Origin of the sequence: Allobosea sp. RCC_152_1 (assembly GCF_041360765.1) — a bacterium.
Taxonomy (GTDB): domain Bacteria; phylum Pseudomonadota; class Alphaproteobacteria; order Rhizobiales; family Beijerinckiaceae; genus Allobosea; species Allobosea spartocytisi.
The window spans coordinates 1,093,492-1,116,288 of the sequence record NZ_JBFUPU010000002.1 but is presented as its reverse complement, the minus strand read 5'-3'; the positions used below and the strand labels follow the sequence as shown (position 1 = coordinate 1,116,288).

General features: G+C 66.7%; 17 protein-coding genes. 10 read left to right on the top strand and 7 right to left on the bottom strand.

Annotation, left to right across the window (positions count from 1 at the left end; genetic code table 11):
* Window positions 1–6: 6 nt before the first annotated feature.
* Both AB6806_RS11780 and AB6806_RS11775 read right to left on the bottom strand, forming a co-directional pair.
* Window positions 7–780, bottom strand: coding sequence for an ABC transporter permease (locus AB6806_RS11780; RefSeq protein WP_142022157.1), 774 nt, complete (start codon window positions 778–780; stop codon window positions 7–9).
* 1 nt (window position 781) lies between these two features.
* Complete coding sequence (locus tag AB6806_RS11775; RefSeq protein WP_142022156.1) at window positions 782–1,660, bottom strand: ABC transporter ATP-binding protein; 879 nt, start codon at window positions 1,658–1,660, stop codon at window positions 782–784.
* A 182-nt stretch (window positions 1,661–1,842) separates the two neighbouring features.
* On the opposite strand from AB6806_RS11775, the gene AB6806_RS11770 reads away from it, so the two are divergent.
* The 3 genes from AB6806_RS11770 to AB6806_RS11760 all read left to right on the top strand — a co-directional run bounded on the left by AB6806_RS11770 (window position 1,843) and on the right by AB6806_RS11760 (window position 4,531).
* Window positions 1,843–2,601, top strand: coding sequence for a GntR family transcriptional regulator (locus tag AB6806_RS11770; RefSeq protein WP_112763681.1), 759 nt, complete (start codon window positions 1,843–1,845; stop codon window positions 2,599–2,601).
* Window positions 2,602–2,746: 145 nt separating this feature from the next.
* Window positions 2,747–4,000 carry an amidohydrolase family protein gene (locus AB6806_RS11765; protein WP_142022155.1) on the top strand — a complete coding sequence of 418 codons (1,254 nt, stop codon included), beginning with the start codon at window positions 2,747–2,749 and terminating at the stop codon, window positions 3,998–4,000.
* A 111-nt stretch (window positions 4,001–4,111) separates the two neighbouring features.
* Window positions 4,112–4,531 carry a DUF982 domain-containing protein gene (locus AB6806_RS11760; protein WP_370954646.1) on the top strand — a complete coding sequence of 140 codons (420 nt, stop codon included), beginning with the start codon at window positions 4,112–4,114 and terminating at the stop codon, window positions 4,529–4,531.
* A 189-nt stretch (window positions 4,532–4,720) separates the two neighbouring features.
* Here the strand turns inward: AB6806_RS11760 and AB6806_RS11755 are convergent, their stop codons facing one another.
* Window positions 4,721–5,617, bottom strand: coding sequence for a LysR family transcriptional regulator (locus AB6806_RS11755; RefSeq protein ID WP_142022154.1), 897 nt, complete (start codon window positions 5,615–5,617; stop codon window positions 4,721–4,723).
* Window positions 5,618–5,906: 289 nt separating this feature from the next.
* Here AB6806_RS11755 and AB6806_RS11750 point away from each other — a divergent pair, with 289 nt between their 5' ends.
* The 3 genes from AB6806_RS11750 (at window position 5,907) to AB6806_RS11740 (ending at window position 11,110) form a co-directional block, all read left to right on the top strand.
* The gene (locus AB6806_RS11750) at window positions 5,907–6,641 is read left to right on the top strand and encodes an SDR family NAD(P)-dependent oxidoreductase (protein WP_142022153.1); all 735 of its coding nucleotides are present in this window, start codon (window positions 5,907–5,909) and stop codon (window positions 6,639–6,641) included.
* 202 nt (window positions 6,642–6,843) lie between these two features.
* Entirely contained in the window at window positions 6,844–7,443 is a 600-nt protein-coding gene (locus AB6806_RS11745) for an NADPH-dependent F420 reductase (RefSeq protein WP_142022152.1), read from the top strand.
* 367 nt (window positions 7,444–7,810) lie between these two features.
* Window positions 7,811–11,110, top strand: a complete 3,300-nt coding sequence (locus AB6806_RS11740; protein WP_370954645.1) for a caspase family protein — start codon at window positions 7,811–7,813, stop codon at window positions 11,108–11,110.
* Window positions 11,111–11,137: 27 nt separating this feature from the next.
* Here AB6806_RS11740 and AB6806_RS11735 read toward each other — a convergent pair whose 3' ends face one another.
* From AB6806_RS11735 to AB6806_RS11725, 3 genes are all read right to left on the bottom strand, one after another.
* A complete protein-coding gene (locus AB6806_RS11735) occupies window positions 11,138–12,541 on the bottom strand; it encodes a S41 family peptidase (protein ID WP_142022150.1) in 1,404 nt (467 codons plus the stop codon).
* A gap of 287 nt (window positions 12,542–12,828) precedes the next feature.
* The gene (locus AB6806_RS11730) at window positions 12,829–14,007 is read right to left on the bottom strand and encodes an OmpA family protein (RefSeq protein WP_038363474.1); all 1,179 of its coding nucleotides are present in this window, start codon (window positions 14,005–14,007) and stop codon (window positions 12,829–12,831) included.
* 49 nt (window positions 14,008–14,056) lie between these two features.
* Window positions 14,057–15,502 (bottom strand): caspase family protein, encoded by a 1,446-nt coding sequence (locus tag AB6806_RS11725; RefSeq protein ID WP_051988073.1) that lies wholly within the window; start codon window positions 15,500–15,502, stop codon window positions 14,057–14,059.
* A gap of 167 nt (window positions 15,503–15,669) precedes the next feature.
* Between AB6806_RS11725 and AB6806_RS11720 the strand changes: the two genes are divergently transcribed.
* The 3 genes from AB6806_RS11720 to AB6806_RS11710 are packed head-to-tail and all read left to right on the top strand — an operon-like array spanning window position 15,670 to window position 19,091.
* Window positions 15,670–16,929, top strand: coding sequence for a DUF4399 domain-containing protein (locus AB6806_RS11720; RefSeq protein WP_370954644.1), 1,260 nt, complete (start codon window positions 15,670–15,672; stop codon window positions 16,927–16,929).
* The gene (locus tag AB6806_RS11715) at window positions 16,929–17,372 is read left to right on the top strand and encodes a DUF4399 domain-containing protein (protein WP_142022148.1); all 444 of its coding nucleotides are present in this window, start codon (window positions 16,929–16,931) and stop codon (window positions 17,370–17,372) included. The genes AB6806_RS11720 and AB6806_RS11715 overlap by 1 nt, the downstream gene beginning before the upstream one ends.
* A 21-nt stretch (window positions 17,373–17,393) precedes the next feature.
* A complete protein-coding gene (locus tag AB6806_RS11710) occupies window positions 17,394–19,091 on the top strand; it encodes an SUMF1/EgtB/PvdO family nonheme iron enzyme (RefSeq protein WP_370954643.1) in 1,698 nt (565 codons plus the stop codon).
* 81 nt (window positions 19,092–19,172) lie between these two features.
* On the opposite strand, the gene AB6806_RS11705 is transcribed toward AB6806_RS11710, so the two are convergent.
* Entirely contained in the window at window positions 19,173–20,678 is a 1,506-nt protein-coding gene (locus AB6806_RS11705) for a hypothetical protein (protein ID WP_370954642.1), read from the bottom strand.
* Between the two features lie 809 nt (window positions 20,679–21,487).
* Here AB6806_RS11705 and AB6806_RS11700 point away from each other — a divergent pair.
* Window positions 21,488–22,795, top strand: coding sequence for an ATP-grasp domain-containing protein (locus AB6806_RS11700; protein WP_142022145.1), 1,308 nt, complete (start codon window positions 21,488–21,490; stop codon window positions 22,793–22,795).
* Window positions 22,796–22,797: the final 2 nt, after the last annotated feature.

Below are 22,797 nucleotides of genomic sequence, written 5' to 3'. Positions count from 1 at the left end.
AAGTGGTCAGGCGGCGGCGAAATCGTTCTTGCGGGTGGCCCAGCCGGTGACGCGCATCTCGATCAGCGAGAAGGCGACGTAGAGCGCGACGCCGAGCCCCGCGAGGATGAACAGCCCGGCGAAGACCAGCGGCACGTTGAAGTTGGAGGATGCGGTCATCATCACGTTGCCGATGCCGCGATTGGAGGCGACGGTCTCCGCCAGCACCGTGCCGACGAAGGCATAGGTGATGGCGACCTTCAGCGAGGCGAAGAAGAACGGCATCGTGCGCGGCAGACCGACATTCCACAGGATGTCGAACTTGCTGGCGCCGAGCGCCTTCAGCACGTCCTCCATCTCGGGCTCGGTGGTGGCGAGGCCGGTGGCGATGTTCACGACGATCGGAAAGAAGCAGATCGAGAGCGAGGTCAGCACGGCGGGCACCGTGCCCGAGCCGAACCAGAGCACGAAGATCGGCACCACCGCGACCTTCGGGATCGACGAGAAGCCGATCAGCAGCGGGTAAGCGGTGTCATAGGCCGTGCGCGAGACGCCGATGATCGCGCCGAGCACGACGCCGAGCGCCACGCCGAGGACGAAGCCGAGCATCGTCGTCGCGAGTGTTTGGAGGATATGCGGCCACAGGACCGGGAAACGCTGCACCAGCGTCGCGAAGACCTGGCTCGGCCGCGGCAGGATCAGGTCCGACATGCCGGAGATGACGCAGAACAGCTCCCAGCCGACGAAGAACAGCAGGATCAGCCCGGCCGCCCAGAACCTCCGCGTCAGATTGATGGACATGTCAGGCGCTCCCTGCTGTCTGGACTGCGCGGGCATCGACGATCAGCTCGCGCAGGCGCTGGTTCAGCGCCACGAAATCCGGCTCGAAGGTCATGGCGATGCTGCGCGGCCGCGCGAATTCGACAGGGCTGTCGTCGAGGATGCGGCCGGGCCGGGCGCTCATCACGCAGATCCGGCTCGCCAGGAAGCCGGCCTCGCGGAGGTCGTGCGTCACCAGCAGCACGGTCGGGCGATGCGCCAGCCAGAGCTCCTGCAGGATCGCCCAAAGCTCCTCGCGGGTGAACTGGTCGAGCGCGCCGAAGGGCTCGTCGAGCAGCAGCATGCGCGGCTCGTGAATCAGCGCCCGGCAGAGATTGGCGCGCTGGAGCATTCCGCCGGAGAGCTGCCAGGGATATTTGCCGGCAAATCCACTGAGCCCGACCTGGGCGAGCAGCCCATGCACCTTGTCGCGGAAGCCGCCGCGTTTTTCCTGCCGGAAACGCGAGCGAAAAGGCTGGACGATCTTGAGCGGCAACATGACGTTCTGTTCGATCGTCAGCCAAGGCAGCATGGTCGGGTTCTGGAAGGCCATGCCGATCCTGAGCGCCTTCGCCGCGATCTCGCGCCCGCCGACGATGACGGCGCCGGTGCTCGGCTGCACCAGGCCGCTGACCAGCCGCAGGATCGTCGACTTGCCGCAGCCGGACGGTCCGACAAGCGCGACGAACTCGCCGTCGGGAATGCGCATCGTCGTCTCGGAGAGCGCCGGCACGGCGCTTGCTCCACTGCCGAAGGTCACGGAGGTCTGCGACAACTCGACCGCCAGCGCCGCGCGTGTCGGCGAAGCAGGCTCGGGCGGCGCGCCCTTGACGATCGCGAATTTCGTATGGGCTTGGCTCATAAGAAAGTGCATGCAATTGCAATGCCATTCTGTATCCGATGGGCAACTGGCCGTAGGCCGGTTGCCGTCGAGGCGCTCCCACGCCGTGCCCCAGCGCCTGGTGGCGCGAAGTTCCGCACCGCATGCATTGCGAAGCGGGCCGGCTAAGCGCTAAGACGGGCCGTCGAAACGGATGACCGGCGATGGCGCGTGACAGGGGCGAGAACGGCTCGTCAGACAAGGTCGGGACGATCTGCCGTGCGTTGCGTCGCGCGATTATCGAGCAGGCGCTGGAGCCTGGCGCCAAGCTGCCCGAGGATGCGCTTGGCGAACGTTTTGGCGTCAGCCGCACAATCGCGCGCCATGCGCTCGGGCAGCTCGCGGCCGAAGGCCTGGTCGAGTTGCGTCGTAACCGCATCGCCGTGGTGGCTACGCCGAGCTGGCAGGAAGCGCGCGATACATTTGACATCAGGATCGAGCTGGAGCGGCTCGTGGTGCGCCAGCTTGCCGGGCGGCTGAGCAAGGCCCAGCTCGCAACCCTTCGCGGCCATGTCGACGCGGAGGATGCGGCGCGTGGCGGGCCGGACGCGGTCTCGATCCGGCTTGCCACCGAGTTCCACGTTCTGCTCGCGACGATGACGGAGAGCCCGGTCCTGATCCGCTATGTCAGCGAGATCGCCTATCGTTGCTGCCTGACCCTGTCGCTGTTCAGTCGGCCGCATTCATCCGAATGCGCGATCAATGAACACCGTCTGTTGATCGATGCGCTCGAAGCGGGCGATGGCGAGAAGGTTGCGAGCCTGATGCACCATCATCTCGATTCCGTCGCGGAGCGGGCTCTGGTGGCGCAGGCGAAGCCGCGTGGGCGCGACATCATGGATATCCTTGCCCCTTATGCCGACATGACTCCCGCGCCGGCCGGCGGGCCGGGCCGCAAGCGCCGCCTCGACGCCGCGGAATAGCGGATTGGGCGACGTGCCGCGCTGCTGCAGGATGCGCTCGGCGCTGTCGTTCTGGACGTCCATCCTCCGCCCATGATGCCGGCGGTTCGGCATATAAAGTGCATGCATGTTTTTGCCCATTGAATACCAGTCCGTAAGCAGATTCATGCCGACCGACAGCGCTCTCGACCTCGTCTTCCGCCAGGCCGTCATCCCCGGCCAGAGCCAGCCGCAGGATATCGGCGTGCGAGCCGGCAGGATCGCAGCCATCGCACCACGGATCACGTGCGATGCGCCTGAGGTCGTCGTCGGTGGCCGCGTGGTCATGCCGGGTTTCGTGGAGAGCCATATCCATCTCGACAAGGCATGCCTGCTTGGTCGCTGCGAGCATAGTCGCGGCGGCCTTGCCGAGGCGATCGCTGCGGTCGCCGCCATGAAGCGCGACTTCACCGAGGCCGACGTCTACGAGCGCGGCGCGCGCGTGATCGAAAAGGCGATCGCCAAGGGCACGACTCGCATGCGTACCCATGTCGAGGTCGATCCGCGCGTCGGTCTGCGCAGCTTCTCGGCGATCAAGGCCTTGAAGGTCGACTATGCCTGGGCGCTGGATCTTTCGATCTGCGTCTTTCCGCAGGAAGGGTTGACCAACGATCCCGGCACCGAGGCGTTGCTCGTCGCGGCCCTGCGCGACGGCGCCGACCTGCTCGGCGGCTGCCCCTATACCGATGCCGATCCGACGGCGCAGATGGCCAGGCTCTTCGCCCTCGCGCGGGAGTTCGACGTCGATCTCGACTTTCACCTCGATTTCGACCTCGACCCGAGCTGGATGCATCTCGACGAGATCTGCCGCCAGACAGAGCGGCATGGCTGGGGCGGCCGCGTCGCGATCGGCCATGTCACCAAGCTTTCGATGGTGGAGCCCGCGACGCTGGCCGCCATCGGCTCTCGTCTCGCCCGGTCCGGCGTCGGCCTCACCGTGCTGCCGGCGACCGATCTCTATCTCACCGGCAGAGAGGTGACGCACGCGCGGCCGCGTGGAGTAACGCCGGTGCATCTGCTCATCGAACAGGGCGTGGTCTGCACGGTCGCGACGAACAACGTCCTGAACCCGTTCACGCCGTTTGGCGATGCCTCGCTGCTGCGTATGGCCAATCTTTACGCCAACGTCGCGCAATGCGGGCCGGACCGTTTCCAAACATGCCTCGATCTCGTCACGTCGCTTCCGGCCCGGCTCTTGCGGCTCGGCGACTATGGCATCGCGCCCGGCAATCCCGCCGACCTGATCATTCTTGATGCCACGACGGCAGTCGAGGCTCTGGCCGAGATCACGGAGCCCGTCGCGGGCTACAAGCGAGGGCGTCTGAGTTTCGAACGGCCGCCCGCGCGATTGAACGGACCTGAGACAAGACGTGCGCTCTAGCCACGATGTCTGATCGGCCCTGCCGACCTCAGCGCGGTCAGCGGCGAATTCCGGCTCCAGTAAAATCGACGCTTCGGAGGGCTTGATCCGGAGAGAACGCGTCCCAAAATCATGGCAGTCGCCGACAGCGAGAGCGCGCTCGACGCGGCGATCAACCAAACCGGATCCATGTTGCTTCCAGGAGGATATGGCTATGGCAATGTTGGCAATCGCTCCCAACCAAGGGAGGGCTGCATGATGACATCCGACGATTTCGAGAGGCCGGTCGTGATCCTGACCGGGCTCGGGCACCCGGCGGCGATCGGCTCTGCAATGGAGGCCTATATGTTCCTGGCCGACTGGCCGGCGAGCAGGCGTGATCCGGTCCACGGCTTCGCGTTGAAGGCCTGCCTGGCGGCGATCCGTGGCGAGATCGAGCCGGATACGGCGCGCGGCTTGTTCGCGTCATGGGCGGAAAAACACGATCTTCTCGCGCCCGACATCGCCGCATTCGCCGGCAGCCGGAGGGAAGGCTCGCGCGGCCGCGCCTGACCAGGAGCCCGGCATCGGCCAACCGGAGCTTGATCCTCTCGCCCGTCAGAGACGCGGACATTGGGAGCTTGCCTGAAAGCTGACGCTCCCAATGAGAGGTCTGATTTCCGGTGCCGACCCAAGTCGCGCTGAGGATGTCCGCTTAGAGACCGTTGTCGATGGCAAGCTTTGCCGGCGACCTGCCGGGCGTCAGTCGTCCGATACAGACAGCCCCGCGAGAAGCGGAGCGTAGGCGGCGAGCCTGCGGGATACGAACTCGGTGAAGAGCCGCACACGCTTCGTCTTGCGTGTCTCCCCCTGCGTGAGAAGCCAGAGCGTCCCATGCATGGGCAGGTCGGTGCCCGGCACTCTCACCAAGAGAGGGTCGGCATCTCCGACGAAGCACGGCAGTTTCGTCATCCCGATCCCTTTCTGCACGGCGGCGATCTGCGTTTCGGCGTCCGGGGTCCTGAACGGAACTCCCGTGGCGTTAACCTCTCCCGCGCGGGCCCAGGCCGGGAGTCCATGATTGTCTATGACGATCCACCGGATGGAATCAGGCGCGCCCGCACGCCGCGCGGCCAGCCGTTCACGAGAGATGTAGACGCCGCTGAACAGCTCCGGTCCCATCAGGCCGTGCAGATTGAGCGGCAGGGTCTTGCGGTCGGTGACGATGCGGATCGCGACATCGGCCTCTCGGTTGGTCAGATTCGCTACCTCGCCGGTCGACGAGATTTCCATCTCGATGTCCGGATGGAGACGCGCGAAGTCGGCGAGATCCGGCATGAGCAGATGTGTGGCGAGGAACGGCGGAAGCGTCACCCGCAACAGCCCGCGCGCGCTCTGATCGCGACCGAAGACGCGCGTCTCCAACTGGTGCGACGACGCTTCCATCTGTTCCGCGAGCTCGAGGACCTCCTCGCCCGCCGCCGTCAGGCGGTAGCCCGAAGGCAGCTTTTCGAACATCTGTGCCCCGAGGCGTTCCTCGAGCTGAGCGATGCGTCGCAGCACGGTCGAGTGATTCACCCGGAGGTGCTTGGCGGCAGCCCGCACCGAGCCTCCGCGGGCGGCGGCAAGAAAGTAGCGAACGTCATCCCAGTCGATCATGGTGCAATCCGGCACCGCGCGGTGCCCCTTCCAAAGCTCGGATTCAACATATCGACCCGCATCTCGATTGTTGGCGGTCGGGCGGACATCATAGCCCATGCCGACAGGCGCGTGCCAATTCCGAACGGCGGGCGCCGATCGTCGCGGTTGGCGTCAGTCGCCCGACCGGATGAATTTCGCACCACCGATCTGCGCGCTTCCGCACTCAACGCCCGACCCCGGCAGACCCATCTCGAGGCTCTCGGGGAACTTCCCCGATCAGTCAAAGATGGAGCCTGAAGGAAAAGTCATGGGAAAGCTTGAGGGTAAGGTTGCAGTCATCACGGGTGGATCGAGCGGCATGGCGCTGGCGAGCGCCAAGCGGTTCGTCGAAGAAGGCGCCTATGTCTTCATCACCGGCCGGAGGCAGGAGGCGCTCGACGAGGCCGTCAGGCTGATCGGCCGGAACGTGACCGGCGTGCGCGGCGACGCGGCCAATCTCGACGACCTCGATCGCCTGTTCGATACGGTCAAGCGGGAAAAGGGCAGGATCGACGTCCTGTATGCGAGCGCCGGCACGGGCGAAGCCGTCCCGCTGGGCGAGATTACCGAGCAGCATTTCGACGCGACCTTCGGCCTGAATGCGCGCGGCACGCTGTTCACGGTGCAAAAGGCGTTGCCGCTGTTCAATGATGGGGGATCGATCTTCATGACCGGGTCGGTTGCTTCGTTGAAAGGCTTCCCCGGCTACAGCGTCTACGCCGCGAGCAAGGCGACATTGCACGCGTTCGCACGCGGGTGGCTCAACGAGCTGAAGGGCAGGAATATCCGGGTGAACGTGCTGCACCCCGGGCCGATCGCCACACCGATGCAGAGCCAGGTCCTCACCGAGGAGGCGAAGCAGATGTTCGAATCCCTGATCCCGCGGGGAACGATGGGTCGTCCCGAGGAAATCGCAGCGGTCGCGCTGTTTCTGGCGTCAGACGATTCGAGCTTCGTGAATGGGCTGGAATTGTCCGTCGACGGCGGCTTCTCGGCCATCTGAATTCGCGCTGGATCGCGGGACGCGGCTGACCGGCGGCAACCAGCGCGTCCGTGGTGGAACGACTTCTGCGCTGACGGCCGGCCCGGCCGCGCGGAAGTCGTTCACAGCCGGACGCCTACGCGCGGGTCGCCACACTGCGGAACGAAGACCCAGCGCCGTTGAAGGCCGGGGAATCAATACCAACAAGGATCGGAGACGTATCATGAGCTATGCGATTGTAGGATTCGGCAGGATAGGCCAGGCCCTCGCCCACGCCTTCGCCCGTAAAAACATCGACGTGACCGTCGCGAGCCGCCGGCCGCCCGAGGCGTTGGAGCCGCAGGCTCGGGCGATCGGTCCCACGGTCGTTGCCAAGTCGCTGCGGGAAGCACTCAAGGCCGACACGATCCTCTTGGCGGTCCCGTTCGAGGAGCACCGCGAGGTTGCGAAGGCCTTGCCGAGTTGGGAAGGCAAGACGATCATCGACGCGACGAACGCGTTTCCGGTCCCTGAAGAGCTGGATGGTCTGCCGTCCTCCGCCTTTGTCGCGAAGGCCTTCACCGGCGCCAAACTCGTCAAGGGGTTCAATCACCTGGGTGCCGCCACCCTGGCGACCGACCCGGTCGTCGCGGGCGGCCACCGCGTCGTCTTTCTGTCTGGTGAGGACGAGGACGCGACCGCTCGCGTGGCGGCCCTGGCCAAACAACTCGGCTTCGCACCCGTCAAGTTGGGAAAGCTCAACGAGGGCGGCGCGCTGGTGCACGCACGCGGCCGCGTTTGGGGGCCGCTGATCTTCCAGGACCTGTTCAAGAAGGAGCCGTAATGGATTGTCTACTGGCAGATCCGGGAAGCCATGGGGATGGATCCTGCGGCGAAATCCGCTGACCAGAAGCCTGCGCGGCTCTCAGTTCGCCTTCGGTTGAACGTCGATATTGCGCTCGCCGACTTATTGCCGGAGAGCCACTGTCATTGTTCTGTAGCCGGGGACGGCGACCGTCTGGACAGGAAGCCTGCTTATGGTGTGATTGCCTGAGGCGGGGGATGGAAGAGCGGCGATCCGATGCGACGAATGCAAATTCCAACATCACGCCCAGGACCATGCTCGGTTGGCTGAGATGAGGGACTTGCGCATACCCACGGTCGAGGCCCGCCGTCATCGTGTCGTCGGTTCGAGCTGGCGGGTTGTGGGGATGCGTGCCCTTCTGGCCGCGTTCCTGCTCGCCGTCCTGGCCGGGCCGCTTTTCGCGCAGGCGCCCGAGGGACGCCGGATCGCGCTCGTGATCGGCGTGTCGGATTATGGCGGGCAGGGTAACCTCACCAATCCGGAACGGGATGCGCGCGCTACAGCCGAAACGCTCGAACGGCTCGGCTACGACGTCCGCACGCTTATCAATCCGCGCGCAGCGGCGGTGGATGCCGCCATCGACGGGCTCGATTCCGCAACGCCGATCCAGTCGCTGCTGTTCTTCTTCTCCGGCCATGGCCGGAGGGTCGGCGGCGTTTCCCTTCTCGCGCTGGGCGAGCGGGATCCGCAGACGCACCGGCAGAAGACGCTCGATCTGGCCGAGCTGAGCACTCGCTTCCAGCGGCTGAAGGCAGGCTCGACGATCTTCGTCCTTGATGCCTGCCGCACCGAAACGGAGTTGAAGGACGCTGCCGGCGAGGCCGGGCTCGCGCCGCCGCCGCGTGCGACCGGGACCTTCTTCGCCTATGCTTCGGCTCCCGGAGGCGAGGCTTTCGACAGGGGCGGCGGACGCGGGCTCAGCCCCTTCACCTTCGCCTTCATCGATGAACTGCTGATTCCGGGCCAGGATATCGGCGTGATCATGCGCAAGGTGCGCGAGCGCGTTTCGCGCGCCACCGGCGAGCGGCAGGTTCCGTGGAGCGAGGACGCGCTCACCGGGCCGCTCGTCATCAATGCCGCGCCGGCGGCGCCACAGCTCTTCGACCTCTACGGAAAGGCGCTGAAGGGCGACGCCTCGGCCGCGCGCGAACTCGGCCTGGCCTATCTGCGCGGTCAGGGCGTGGCCATGGATGTCGAGCGCGGCGCGGCACTCCTTCGCAGCGCGGCCGAGGGCAAGGACATCGCCGCGATGCTGGCGCTTGGCGCCTTCGAGGCTTCGCGCGATCAGAACGCATTGATGCCGGGCGGCCGCGCCCGGGAGTGGTACGGGAAGGCGGCGCAGGCCGGCAGCGCCGAAGGCATGTTCCTGCTGGCGGAGCAGGATGCGAAGCGCCTGCCGGAAGGCCGCAAGCCGACGGAGGAGACGATAGCGCTCTATCGCCGCGCCATGCAGGTGGGACACCGCGATGCGACAGCCCGTTATCTCAGCCTGAACCTGCGCTTTCGCTTCGACCGGGCCCTGGACAGGGACGCCACGATCGCGGCTTTGCGCGAGAACGCCGCAGCCGAGAACCTTGCCTCCATGGTGGAACTCGGCCGTCTCTACGCGACACCCGACCGGGCTGAGACGGACTATCGCGAGGCCGATTTCTGGCTGGAGCGCGCCGCCATGCGCGGCTCCGCCGAGGCGCTGCTCGAACAGGCCAAGCTGTTCGGCCTCGGGCGCGGTCGGCTGGCCGATCCGGTGCGGGCGCATGCGCTGACGAAGCAGGCGGCGGAGCGCGGCGATGGCCTGGCGATGCTCATGCTCGGCCGGCAATACCAGCAAGGGCAGGGCGTCGCTCCCGACCCGGCCGAAGCCGTGTCCTGGTTCCGCAAGGCTGTGGCGGCGGGAACGGCGGAGGCCTTCGCCGATCTCGGCCATGCCTTCGAAGCCGGGCTCGGCACCGATCAGAATCCCGCCGAGGCCGTGGCGCAATACCGACGCGGGGCTGCGCTGAACGATGCCGTCAGCACGCGCTACCTCGCCGTGATGTATGAGCAGGGCCTTGGCGTGCGCCGCAACATGGACCGGGCGATCGCTTACTACATGCGCGCGGCGGAGCTGGGGGACGGCCGGGCCCAGGCCTCGCTGGCGGTGCTCGTCAACAACGGCATGCTGACGAGCACGCCCGACCCGACGCTGGGCGCGGCCGCGCTCGAAAAAGTGGTCGGGCGGACCCGCGACGCGTCCTATACCTTTCGGCTCGCCCAGATGACCGAGAAGGGCGTGGGCCGCCCCGCCGATCCGGCCAGGGCCGCCGAGCTCTACAAGCAGGCTGCCGATCTCGGCAGCGTAGCGGCGCTTTCGGAGCTCGCGAGCCTCTACAGGCTGGGCCGCGGCGTGCCGAGGGATCCCGTGCAGGCCCAGGAGCTCTGGCAGAGGGCCGCGAGCGCGGGCGATCAGCCGGCCTACTACAATCTGGCGGTCCTCTATGGGGAGCGTAGCACCAACCCGGAGGATCAGGCGGAAGCCGGGCGTTGGGCGCGGCGCGGCGCCGAAGCAGGCGGCAGCGAGGCGATGACCTTGCATGCCCGCAACCTCTATTTCGGCGAGCACGGGCAGACTCGCGACACGGACGGCGCATTCGGCTGGCTGGAGCGCGCCTTGGCTGAGGGCAATGGCTGGGCGGCCGGCACGCTCCTGGCGATCATCACCGACGGCAAGATCGGCGCGCCCCAGCCCGATCGGGACCGGGCGCTGCTGCTGCTGGTGCAAGCGGCCAACCGCCAGGGCAATACGGTCGCGGCCGAGGCGCTGCGCATGGTCTGGCGCGAACGCGAGGGCGTCGACATGCAGACGGCGACCGAACAGGCGCTGGTCCAGCGACTCGACGGACCGCAGCGGGGCATGGCCGCGCTTCTGCTCGGCCTCGGCTATCGTGAAGGCCGCTTCGGCGGACGGCCCGACGGCCCGAAGGCGGCCAGGTACTTCGACATGGCGATCGCAGCCGGCGAGGTCGAAGCCTATCGCCATCTCGGCGATCTCCACGCCGACCGGATGCTGCCGGATGCTTCGCCGCGGGAGGCTTTCCGCAACTACCAGGCCGGCGCCGAGCGCGGCGAGCCGGGCGCCATGAACAATCTCGGCGTCGCTTACCGCCACGGTCTCGGCGTCACCCGGAATTTCGAGCTGGCTTTCGAGAATTTCAAGGCTGCTGCCGAGCGCGGGCATGTCCCTGCCATGCACAATCTGGCCGTCGCCTATCAGCGCGGGTTCGGCGTCTCGCCGTCACCCGAGCAGGCGGAGCTCTGGTACGAGCGGGCGATCGCGAAGGGGGATCTCGGCTCCCGGCTCGGGCTCGTCACGGTGCTGCTCAACACCGAGAAGGAGGAGGATCGCGACTATGCGCGCGCCCTCTTCAACCTTGCGGAGCTCGGACGCCATGGCGTGCCGGCAGCGGCGACCTCCCTTAGCGAGATCGTCCGCAACGGGACGCTGCCGCGTGGCGTGCGCGAGCGGGCGGTGAAGATCCTGTCGCAGCTTCAGGAGACCCGTCCCCGGGGCGGGGCGCCTGAGGCGCTGAAGGCGCTCGCCGCCGCGGGGATCGTCGCGCGCTCCGGCGAAAGCTACGAGCTGGCGCAGCCGAAATCGACCCGGCGATGACCGCGACCGGAGCCGCCGGCGCGCATCCTATGGCGCCGCGGCCTTGGAGGTCGCGGGCTTGCCGACGCTTCCAACCAGCTTGATCGCTGCGAGCAGCGCCGTATCCGTGCCCGATGGCGCCGCCGAAACCGCGCCGGCCACCTCGCTCTCGGTTTGGGCATCGAGTCTCGACCCGCTGCCGGAGCGCGGCGTGAGCAATCCGCTCTCCTCGTCGAGCACGAGATCGGGAGCGACGCCCGCACCGTCCAGCGCGGCGCCGGTCGCGCGATAGACGCGCGCCGTCGTGACGATGAGGGCGCCTTGCCCCTCCGGCAGCGGCAGTACGGTCTGGATCGTGCCCGCTCCGGCGGTCTTCTGCCCGAGCACGAGCGCGCGGCCATGGTCCTGCAGCGCGCCGGCGACGATCTCGGCGCCTGCGCCGGTCCGACTGTCGACGATCATCACGACGGGCAGCCCGGAGACGATGTCGCCTTGCCGGGAGACGAGCCTGCGCGCATTGGCCGAGGTGCGGCCGCGCAGATTCGCGATCTCGGTTCCAGCCGGCAGCATCATGCCGCCGAGCTGCTCTGCTGCGTCGAGCAGGCCGCCGGCATTGCCGCGCAGGTCGAGCACCAGCCCTTCGAGCGGGCCCCCGGCGCGTGAAGCCGCCGCGTCGAGCGCGGATTGCAGGTTTGTTCGCGTATTGCCGTCAAAGGCACTGATCTTGATTACCGCGACACGGCCCTCGAGAGTCCAGCGCAACGAAGGCGGGGCCTGCACCGGCCCGCGCACCGGGCGGAGCGTGAGCGGCGCGGGTGCGCCGGGCCGTTCGACCTTGAGCACGGGGCTGGTGCCGAGCGCTCCGCGCAGCAGCGCCACCGCCTCCGGCAGGGGCAGTCCCGTCGTCGGGCGGCCGTCGATGCCGACCAGCACATCGCCGGCCTGAAGTCCCGCGCGCTCGCCGGGGCCACCGGGCAGTGGGCGGACCACCGTGAGCGCTCCGCCTTTCACCGTCAGCTCCAGACCGACCGAGGCCGGCGGCGGCTGCATCTCGGCCGGCAGCACGAGCCGGCTGTGCGGATCGAGACCCGCCATCATGCCCCGCAGGGCGGCCGCGAGCGCTGCGTCGCGCTCGCGGCCGGCGCGAAACCGCATGATTTCGGCGATCAAGAGATCCGCTTGCGGCTTGAAGCCAATGGCGGTCGCCTCGGCCTGCATGGCCGCGTCGAGCGAGCGCCTTCGGGAAGAGGCGGGCTCCCCCGCCATGTTTCCGAGCCCGCGCAGCCCATGCATGAACAGGCTGCGGGGTTCGACCACGTCGACATAGTGCTCCGCCACCTGTGCAGCTGCCATGGTGATCGTGGTCTCAACCTGCTCGCGCGGTGCGGCAGCGGCCGGCAGCATTGCTCCCATGGCCGTGGTCCAGAATGTCAGGAGCGCCAGCAATCTCATCGCATCTCACCCATGGGTATCAAGGCGGGCGCGACTGCTGCGGCGCTCGCCGCTGCAAGCGATAGCAGATTCGGGGCAGGAATCAGCCCGGGGTGCTCGCCCGGGCCGTCCCGGCGGAGAGCCGCGGAGGGCAGGGCGAGATACCGGTCATACGCCGCCTGTCACTGGTCATGGCGTGCTCGGTTGGAGCGTCTGCGCACTGCGGGCGAAAAAAGGCGCGTTGATCGGTCTGCGCGTCGTCTGGCGCATTCCCGATGCGATCGGGCGCGAGGTTCTCGACGGAATTCTCAGCAGCCGATCACCTTGAACTCGACCCGGCGGTCGAGCGCGTCGCTGGCATCGTCCTTGCCGGTTCCGACGAGGTTCTCCTTGTAGCCGCGGCCCGTCGCGATCATGCGGCCGCGATTGTCGGGCGCGCCCGTCAGCAGGAGATCCATGACGAATTGCGCCCGCAGGGTCGAAAGCCGCTCGTTCACCTGGGGCAGGCCGGTATGCGAGGTATGGCCGACGATCTCCAGGCAGGCGCCCTTCTGGCGGGAGCGCGTCGCGATCTGGCTCAGCCACATCGGATAGGGATCGGTGATCTGGCGGTCATCGACGAATTGCGTCGTGCCGGGCTTGAACAGCAGCTTCACCATCAGCCGATCGGTGGCGAGGCCGTAATCGATCAGGTCGCCGAAGGCATCGACCATGTCCTCGCGCCGGGCGAGCTTGCTGGCGGCGAGATAGGTGCCGATCCTGACGCGGTGCTGCTCACCGCCCGGCAGCTTGCGCGCCGCCCGGTAGAAGGCCAGTGCCTCGCGGAAATGCTGGGTCTCATAGGCGAGGATGCCGTCATTGATCAGCGCATTGGCGGTCAGCTTCTCGACATAAGCGGGATCGATCGGATCCCCCAGCTTCGTGCCTTGGCAGACCTTGATATAGGAATCCGTCGCTTGGTCCTTCGCCCAGAGCGGCGAGTCCTGAAAATAAAGCGTCGGCGTCGTGTCGACGCCTTCCGGGCGGGCACGCGAGACGCCCTTGGAGACGATGCTGTTGGATTTGAGATCGGCCAGCGTCAGGCAGATCCGGTAGGCGTCGCGCGGTCCGTCCGCCACGCCCTGGTTGTTGACGGCGGTGAAGGTGCCGACCAGCACAACGGGCTTGCTCGCCAGGGCCTCGCTGTCGAAGGGCAGGACGGTGAAGCGCGGATAGTTCGCCTTGACCATCTCCATCAGGGTCGCCTGCATCGAGCGCGTCGCGGCCGATTGCGCGCCGGAGGCCGCGTCGATCAGCGGGTCGATGACGAGGTTGACCTTGTCTCCGGAGACGGTCGCCTTGCCGAAGAGGTCATCGGCTGCCTTGCGGAGCGCATCGGCAAAAGGAACGGGCGTCGGGGGTGGCGGAGTCTGGGCGATGGCCGCGGTCGCGCCTGCCAGCAGAGCCAAGCCGATCATGGCGATCTTGAAGCGGACCAGGCCCGTCATGCCTCACCTCTCCAGTTCGGGCCGGGCTCTCCGCCGCGGCCGTCTTGCATCAGCGGCACTGCCGCAATTGTTCGCGTGCCGCGGGCGTGAGATCGCCGAGCTGAGCACGCATCAGGAGTTCGGCGCACTCGCCGGAGGCTCGCCCTCTCGGCGGGGCCTCCGCCGGGCGCGCGGGCACGCCCGGCATGGCGACGGGTTGCGTCGAGCGGTTCTGCGGCAGCGCCCCGGGCGTGCCGAGCCTGGCCGCCATGGCTTGCTCGACGGCCCGACGCTCTTCGGCAAGGCGCTGCTTTTCCGTCTCGATCGCCGCGAGCTCGGCTTCCCGGCGGGCGAGCTCGTCGGCGAGGCGCGCGCGTTCCGCTTTGTCCTGGGCGCGCGGCGGGGGCGGGGCAGGGGCAATCGCGACAGGCGCGGAACCCGGAGCCGGCGAGGGCGCGGGAACGCCGACCGCGTCGCCGCTATCCTTGCGGGCGAGATCGTCGGCAGCCTGCCGCCGGCCCTGTTCCGCCTTTTCCAGACGCTCGAGCAAGGCGCGTTCGCGCTCGGCGAATTCGCGTACGAGCTGGTCGCGCTCGCTCGAGGTCGTGGAGCGGCGCTCGAGCAGGTCGAGCCGCGTGCGCGCATCGATGACAAAGAAGCTCTGCGGATAACGCTGGATGAAGGCCTGCAGCGCGGTGGGATCGTCGCTGGCGCGGATGCGGCGCCAGACATCGGCATCCGTTTCCTCGCGATTGAGGTAGAAGTCGCCCAGCAGGGAGAGCGAGAGTTCCGGCGTCTGGCGACCGGCCGTCGTATCGTAGACGCTCTTCTGCACGCGGCGGAACAGTGCCGCGACTTCGAGGCCAGGCTGGTCGATCTCGCGCACCAGGGCGGCGGTGAAGGGGCTGTTGCGGCCGGCGCCGTCGGCGGCGACGTCGTTCGCCTGCGTGGCATAGGCGATGACCATGCCCTGCGCGCGCTGGACCGGGGCGAGGCCGGAGCCGACAGAGAAGCCGCGCGTCGCCTGACGCTTGGCGAGCAAGCCGACGAAGGGGTTGTTGCGGCAGGCGTCGAGCACCATGATCTTGACGCCCTTGGCATAGTTCAGGGCGGTGACGACGTCGTTGAGCCGCGTCGTCTCGTACTGGACGCCGACCTCGTCCTCGATCTTCGCCTCGACCGGAACGAGATAGTTCTCGCCGTTGAACTGGAAGCCGTGGCCGGCGAAATAGAACATCGCGGCATCGGCATCCTGAGCCAGCCGGGCGAAGCGCGTCAGGGCCGCGTCCATGCCGCGCTTGTCGAGATCGATGCCGTCGACCACCTCGAAGCCGACCTTGCGCAGGGCGACCGCCATGTCGCGCGCGTCGTTCATGGTGTTCGGCAGCACGGGTGCGTTGCGATAGGCGGAATTGCCGATGACGAGCGCCACGCGGCGCTCGGGCGGCGTCTCGGCCATGGCGAGGCCGGACAGCAGCAGGAGGATCAGGCCGCAGAGTCTGGCGACGAGAATCATGGGTCTTCCCTAGAGGCTGCCGGCAACCTCTACGTCATGCTAATGCATGATCCCGGCCTTCTCCAGAACAAAGCATAGTCATCGACACGAGGGGACGGTGTTTTGCTTGAAGGCTCCTGGCTCCGCTGCTAGCCTTCCATCCCTCTCCTCGCGGAAGGAAGACGCTGATGCTCCGCCTTGCGCCGGCGCTTCTGCTGTTGGGTCTGGCCGTGGCGATGCCGCTGGCCGGAGCGTCGGCGCAGGAACGCGCCCGGCAGCGCAGCCCGGCCCCTGCCACCGCGCGTCTTTCCTTCATCGGTCTCGCCGACAAGGCGCAGGTTCCCGCCAAGCTCACGGTGCGGTTCGCGATCACCGGCATGGAGGTCGTCCCGGCGGGGCAGGCGGCGCGCAATGGCGGGCATCACCACCTGCTGATCGACACCGAATTGCCGCCGCTCGACCAGCCGATCCCCAGCGACTTCAACCATATCCATTTCGGCGGCGGCCAGACCGAGGCCGAGATCGCGCTGACGCCGGGCAAGCACACGCTGCAACTGCTCTTCGCCGACCACAATCACGTGCCTCATGATCCGCCTGTCATGTCCGAGCGCATCACGGTCGAGGTTCCGGCGGCGGCGCCTGAGAAGCCGCGCTCGGCTGCCGCGCCCGGCGCGCGTGTCTTCTTCATCGACCTGCAGGACGGCGCGACGATCCCGAGCCACGCCAGGATCCGCTTTGGGGCGGAAGGCATCACGGTGACGCCGGCCGGGACCGCCAGCCCGAATGGCGGCCACCACCATCTCCTCGTCGATACCGAATTGCCGGCGCTCGATCGCGAGATCCCCAGCGATTTCAACCATCTGCATTTCGGGCGCGGGCAGACCGAGGCCGAGCTCTCGCTGCCGCCCGGCGAACACACGCTGCAATTGCTGATGGGCGATCACGAGCATGTGCCGCACGATCCTCCCGTGATGTCGGCGCGTATCCGGGTCCGCGTCGTCGCCGATGGGCAACCCGTTGTTGCTGCGCAGCCGGCGCCGCATGCCCATGGCGCTGGCGCTGCCCGCACGCCGTCGCCCAACGATGCGGCTGTCTATTTCGTTTATCCGCGGGATGGCGACCGGATCTACCCGACATCGACCATCCGCTTCGGCCTGCGCAATATGGGCGTGGCGCCGGCTGGCGTCGCCAAGCCGAATACCGGCCATCACCATCTGCTGGTCGACGTCGGGCCGCCTTCCTTCGATGCACCGATTCCGGCCGATCTCAACCATATCCATCTCGGCGGCGGCCAGACCGAGTACAAGCTGACCCTGCCGAACGGGCGGCACACGTTGCAACTCCTGCTCGCCGACGAGAACCATCTGCCACATGATCCGCCGGTGATCTCGGAGCGCATCACGGTGATCGTGGCGCCGGGCGGGCCGAACGCGAGGAGGCGCCGGTGATGTCGCGAGCCCGCATCGCAGCCGCCGGCCTTTTCGCGCTGGCAGCATGGCAGGGCCTTCCCGCGGAAGCCGTCGCGCAGACGCCCGCGCGCCAACCCGCGCCGCCGGGCGCGCAGGTCTATTTCCACTATCCGATCGATGGCCTGAGCGTGCCCGAGCGCTTCACTGTGCGGATCGGCCTGCGCGGCATGGGCGTCGCGCCGGCTGGCGTCAACCACGCGCGGACCGGCCATCACCACCTGCTGATCGACACCGAGCCCGGACCGCCGGACCAGCCGATCCCGTCCGACTACAACCATATCCATCTGGGCAACGGCCAGACCGAGGTGGTGGTGACCCTGCCCAAGGGCCGGCACACGCTGCAATTGCTGCTCGGCGACTACACCCATACGCCGCATGATCCGCCCGTGATGTCGCCGAAGATCACGATCAATGTCCGCTAGCTGGGGGGCTTTCGTCTGAAGATGGCCTGGTTACGCGTCCTGATCGCCGTCGTGCTGCTGCCGATGCTGGCCGCTTCCGGGCTTGCCCAGCAGCCGAGCGAGGTCGCGCGTGTCGCACTCGTCATCGCCAACGAAGCCTATCCGGAGGCGCCGATGGCGGGCGCCGCCCAGCGGGGTCGCGCCGTCGCGCAGGTGTTGAGCGCCGGCGGCTTCGATGTCGTCTCGGTCGAGAATGCCGACCGCAACGCCTTGCGGCAGGCGATCGCCAGCTTCGCGAGCAAGCTCCGGCGCGGTGCGCAGGCCGTGGTGTTCTATAGCGGCCATGCCATTCAGGAGCGGAACCGCAATTTCTTGCTGTCGGTGCAGAACGGCGCTGAGGGCGCGGTCGATCTCGACGAGATCGTCGATCCGCTGATCGTCGCCCGGCCGGCGAGCGCGCTGATCTTCCTCGATGCCGGCCGCGACAATCCCTGGCAAGGCAAGGCCAAGGGGCTCCTGCCGCTCGAACCGATGGAGGGGATCGCGGTGCTGTTCCCGACGGCGCCGGGCAAGCCGCTGCCGGGCGGTCCCGACCGCGCCGTCGAGGCCTGGCTCAAGGCGATCCGGACGCCGGGGCTGGAGATGGCGCAGGCGCTGAAGCAGGTGCGGGACACGGTTTCGCGCGAAACCCGGCGCAGCCAGCAGGTCTGGCTCTCGGCGGAGCCGCCGAAGGGGCTCGTCGTCACGCCGGTCTTTCAGCCGGTCGCCGTGGCGCTCGGCAGCCGCGCCGTCATCCCGCCGCCGCAGACGCCGGGCGTAACCCAGGATGCGGCCTATGATCTCGCCTTCTGGGAATCGATCCGCAACAGCCGGAACGCGGCGGAGTACCGCGCCTATCTCGATGCCTTTCCGAACGGGCGCTTCGCTTCGCTGGCCCGGGCCCGCGAGCAGGAATATCGCGCCGGCCCGGTTGCACCTGCTGCCACAGCCGTTGCAATCGCCACCCCGCCGGCATCGCCCCAGCCAGCAGGCGCGCCGCAGCGCGACTGCACAGGCTGCCCGGAGCTGGTCGCGATCCCAGCCGGCAGCTTCCAGATGGGCTCGAACGATCTCTACGAATTCGAGAAGCCGGTGCATCCAGTGACCGTCCGCGGCTTCTATCTCGGCGCCCGCGAGGTGACCTTCGAGGAGTGGGATCTCTGCGTCGACCAGGGCGGCTGCAATTACCGGCCGGATGATCGCGGGCTCGGCCGCGGCAAGCGGCCGGTCACCGACATCCACTGGAACGATGCCAATGCCTATCTTACCTGGCTCTCGGCCCGGACCGGCAAGCCTTATCGCCTGCCGACCGAAAGCGAGTGGGAATACGCGGCGCGCGCCGGCACGACGACGACCTACCCTTGGGGCCAGACGCTGGTGAAGGAGCGGGCGAACTGCCTCGGCTGCAACGACCAGAAGCGCGGCAGCGCCACTCCGGCCGGCCAATTCCCGGCCAATGCGTTCGGCCTCTACGACATGGCCGGCAACGCTGCCGAATGGGTCGCCGATTGCTGGAGCGAGAATTATCGCGGCGCGCCGCGTGATGGCAGCGCCTATACGGTCGCGAATTGCCGCGAGCGCGTGCTGCGTGGCGGCTCGTTCAACAACGATCCGCGCTATCTGCGCTCGGCCGCGCGCTTCAAATACGAGCCCGATGTGCGCTTCTACACCAACGGCTTCCGCGTCGCGCGTGACCGATAGGCCTGTCCGTTCCAGCTCGAATTGCAAGAGCGTCGTGTTCGCGCGGTCATCGACTCCTACGCTCGCATGCGCAGCGGCCTCTTAATTGGCGGCGAGCCTAACCTGCGGGCTGAAGACGTTCGTCTTCACCAGCCATTCTTGACGTCGCAGTTCGCGTCTTGCCATCGCGGATGCGTCTGCCGATATCCAGATTTCCTTCCTGATCCGAGAATTGCTGCTGCTCGCTAGTGCGGTACCGAGCTGCGAGAGCTGAGCCGCGTTTTCCGATGTCCAGGCAAGGTCGTCGGCTGTGAACAGAGCCACTCTCCTGTTCGCGCCGACCGAAATGACCGGAATGCGTTCGACGATTTCCACGCCACTGATGCCGTCGTTGCCAAAGGGACGTGCCGAGAGATAGGCGAGCGTCTGCAGCGCCGTGAAGGCGTCCACTCTTGTTTCGCTTGACGCGACGAAGGAGGCGAGCGCTTCGAGGCCCGGTGCGCCCGACATGCCGCTCAGGAAACCCACCGTCCGTGTCTTTTCGGTCGGCGTGAGTTTGTCGCTCAGCAGCAATCGTTTGATCGTGTCCTCCGGGATGTTCAGCTTTTCCAAGCGCTCGCGGTTGACCGCCGCCGTTTCATCCGGCGGCATGTCGAGCGTTTGCGACGTGAGTGAATCGAGCGTTCCCAGGCCCGAAAAGACGGTACCCGCTCCGCCGGGAACGAAGCCAAGTGCACGGTTGACGCCGAAGGATCCAGCGGCCGAGTAGGATGCGACCTTGTTGAGTTCGCGCGAGAGCGGGATGAAATGAGTGTAGGGATCGACGCGCAATGCCTCGGCCAGACGCCGCTTCTCTTTCGGTCTGTCGACGAACTTCTCAAACAAGTTCTCGTTCTCGCGCTCCGGCCGTCGCTTCTCTGGCTTGCCGAAGGTGGTGACGAATTCGCCAGCGTCGGACAGGGTACGCCGCACCGAACCGACCCGCCGGGAAACGTTGCTGTATGTTCCTTGCGCGCCGCCGATCGGGTCCCTCACCGTATTGACAACACCTCGGATCGGGCTGAGGACAGCTTTGCCGGCGGCGTGCACGAATTCCCCTGACAAAGACTGTTTCTTGAGCGCGTCCAGGGCGACGAGCTCCCGGAGATGATTGCGTGCGAGATCGTCGCCGGTCACCGGGTAGGTGCCGAACTCCGTGGCAAAGACGTAGGTGTTGTATCGTCCGTCGCTTCTGGCGTCGCTTTCTACGGTGTAACCGGGGCCTGTCTGGAGCGTTCCCAGAACAGCGGTTGCAGGCTTGGCTCGCGGTTGTTCGTGCTGGCCCGTTGTCCTACCGGATGGAAGCGCAGCGGCCGCCGATGTCACCGGGGCATAGTCGAAGACCTGTCCGGGAGCGTTGCTCTGGGCGCAGCCTGCGAGAAGCGTGAGCAGCGCGACCGATCCGACGCTGCCAATCCTGGCACGGGCCGCGACCGCGGATAGGCCAGCGCAATGGAAGCCGCTCGCGAGCTGCGTTGCTTGGGCCGTTTGAAGGAGGCCGCCGGGGCAACTCTTTGCATTGCGCGACCGGCGCACTGAACGTTGGAAAAGTATCGGCGGGACAGTCATTCGACCTCGCAATAAGACACATTTATGCATCTGCACGAGTTCTTGGCCAGATAAGACGCAATAACGCATCTTATCTGCCGATCGCGAATGCTTCGTGCCGCCCCGTCGCTTTCGATGGTTCCATGATTCGCAAGGGTTCGCGTCAATAAAATGGCAGGACGTGTGGACGATGCGGGCCCCTAGCCGGCGCTGTTCGGCGCCCCTCGGGTAGAAGCCGGAGCGCTGCGATTGCCAGCACGACGAGCCCGTGCAGCGCCGAATTTCGATATCGCGCGCAGCCAAGAAGGCTACCGCCCGTCAGGTCCGGTTAGGTTGTTTTGTGTTATTTGGTTCTATTTTGCTCAGTTAAGTAGTATTCAGAAAGTTATGTCGATAATTTGATCATAAATGTATATATTACTTAACGATTCATGCGGATAAATGTATTTGTAATATCAAAATCGAGAATCTGGATTTGTATGAGATATTGATATTTATATTGCCTCGGTGATCGCGGGTGCCCTCGGTTATGCCTGTGACTCTACGCCGATGCGGATCCACAAAACGCAACCGGTTGCGCGTTTGAGCGGTTCGAAGATCTCCACTCTCGTCTCCGTGCCATTCCGGGATCGCTGCGTGTTTTCACGCCGCGCGTGCTGCGTCCACGCTCGCGCAATTGCGCCAAGACCTCCCGGACATCCCGACCCCACCAGGATTATTCCGAGAGCGGCGTGCCGTAACGGCATGTTGCCGCGTTTCTAGAGGCAGCTGTCCACTCGCGAAAGCGGTTTGCGACGGCCAGGAGGGCTTGCACTCGATCGAGGCCTGGCATGCAAGAACCCATTCTCAAACGGCCCGCCGTCCTGTTGGGATCGGCGTCCTCGGGAGGAACGATCGCGGCCGTGCGCCACCTCGCCGGCTACGGCATCGGCGCCAATGTCATCGTCGATCACCGCTTCTGCCCGGCCGGATGGTCGCGCCATGTCGGGCGCCGCTATGCGGCGCCGGTCGAAAGCGACAGCATGCGCTATCTCGACCGGCTGCTCGCGATCGGAAAGTCCGACCCCGGTCAGGTGCTGCTGCCGACCTCCGACGAGCTGGTCTGGCTTTACAGTTCAAACGCGCCGCTCCTCGCGCGCTATTTCCGGCTGTACCAGCCGCCGATCGAGACGATCAGGCGCATCCTAGACAAGGCGCTGCTCGAGCAGGCCGCAACGAGCGCCGGCGTTGCTGTCCTGCCGAGCTGGGACCCGCAGAATCTGGATGAGCTTGCAGAATGGGCGCCGCACCTTCCCTATCCGGTCCTGATCAAGCCGCGGACCCATGTCCACCGCCTGCGCAACGACAAGGGCGTCGTCGTGCATTCGGCGGAAGAGCTCCTCGCGGAATATCCACGCTTCCTCGCCCGCGAGCGGTACCGCTTCGACGAAACGCCGCGCGAGCCCGGCTCGGTGCGGCCGGTGATCCAGAAATTCGTCGAGATCGGGCGCGAAGGCGTGGTTTCCATCTCCGGCTTCATCGGGCGGAGCGCGGATGTGTTCGTGACCCGGCGCTCGACCAAGATCCTCCAGCGGTCACGGCCGGTGGGGGTCGGCGTGTGCTACGAGTCGCGCCCGGCCGACTCTGCATTGTCGCAGGCTGTCCATCGCCTGTGCCGCGAGCTCGACTATTTCGGACTGTTCGAGGTCGAGTTCATCCTGCACGACGGCGTCTGGGCGATCATCGATTTCAATCCGCGCCTGTTCAACCAGATCGGCCTCGATCTGCGCCGCGGGCTACCTCTGCCGCTGCTGGCCTATCTGGACGCGCTCGGCGAAGCCGAAGCCCTTCGAAGCCTCGCGGCCGAGGCGCAAGATGAGAACCCGGCCGAGAAGGTCGTCTTCTGCGACAACTTCACCCTTCATGCGATCCTTCTGGCGCAGACGCTCTGCATGCGGGCGCGCCTCGGGGATCTCGCGCATTGGCGCAGCTGGGCGCGGCAGAACCGCGCGCATATGGTCCATTTCGCCTCCGATCCCAGCGACCCCATGCCGGGGATCGTCCATATTCTGTCCGAGCTCTATCTCGGATTTCGGGCGGCGCCACGGTTCGTGCGGACCATGCTTCCGTCTTCTCCCCTGGTCGCGCGCGGGCTGTGACG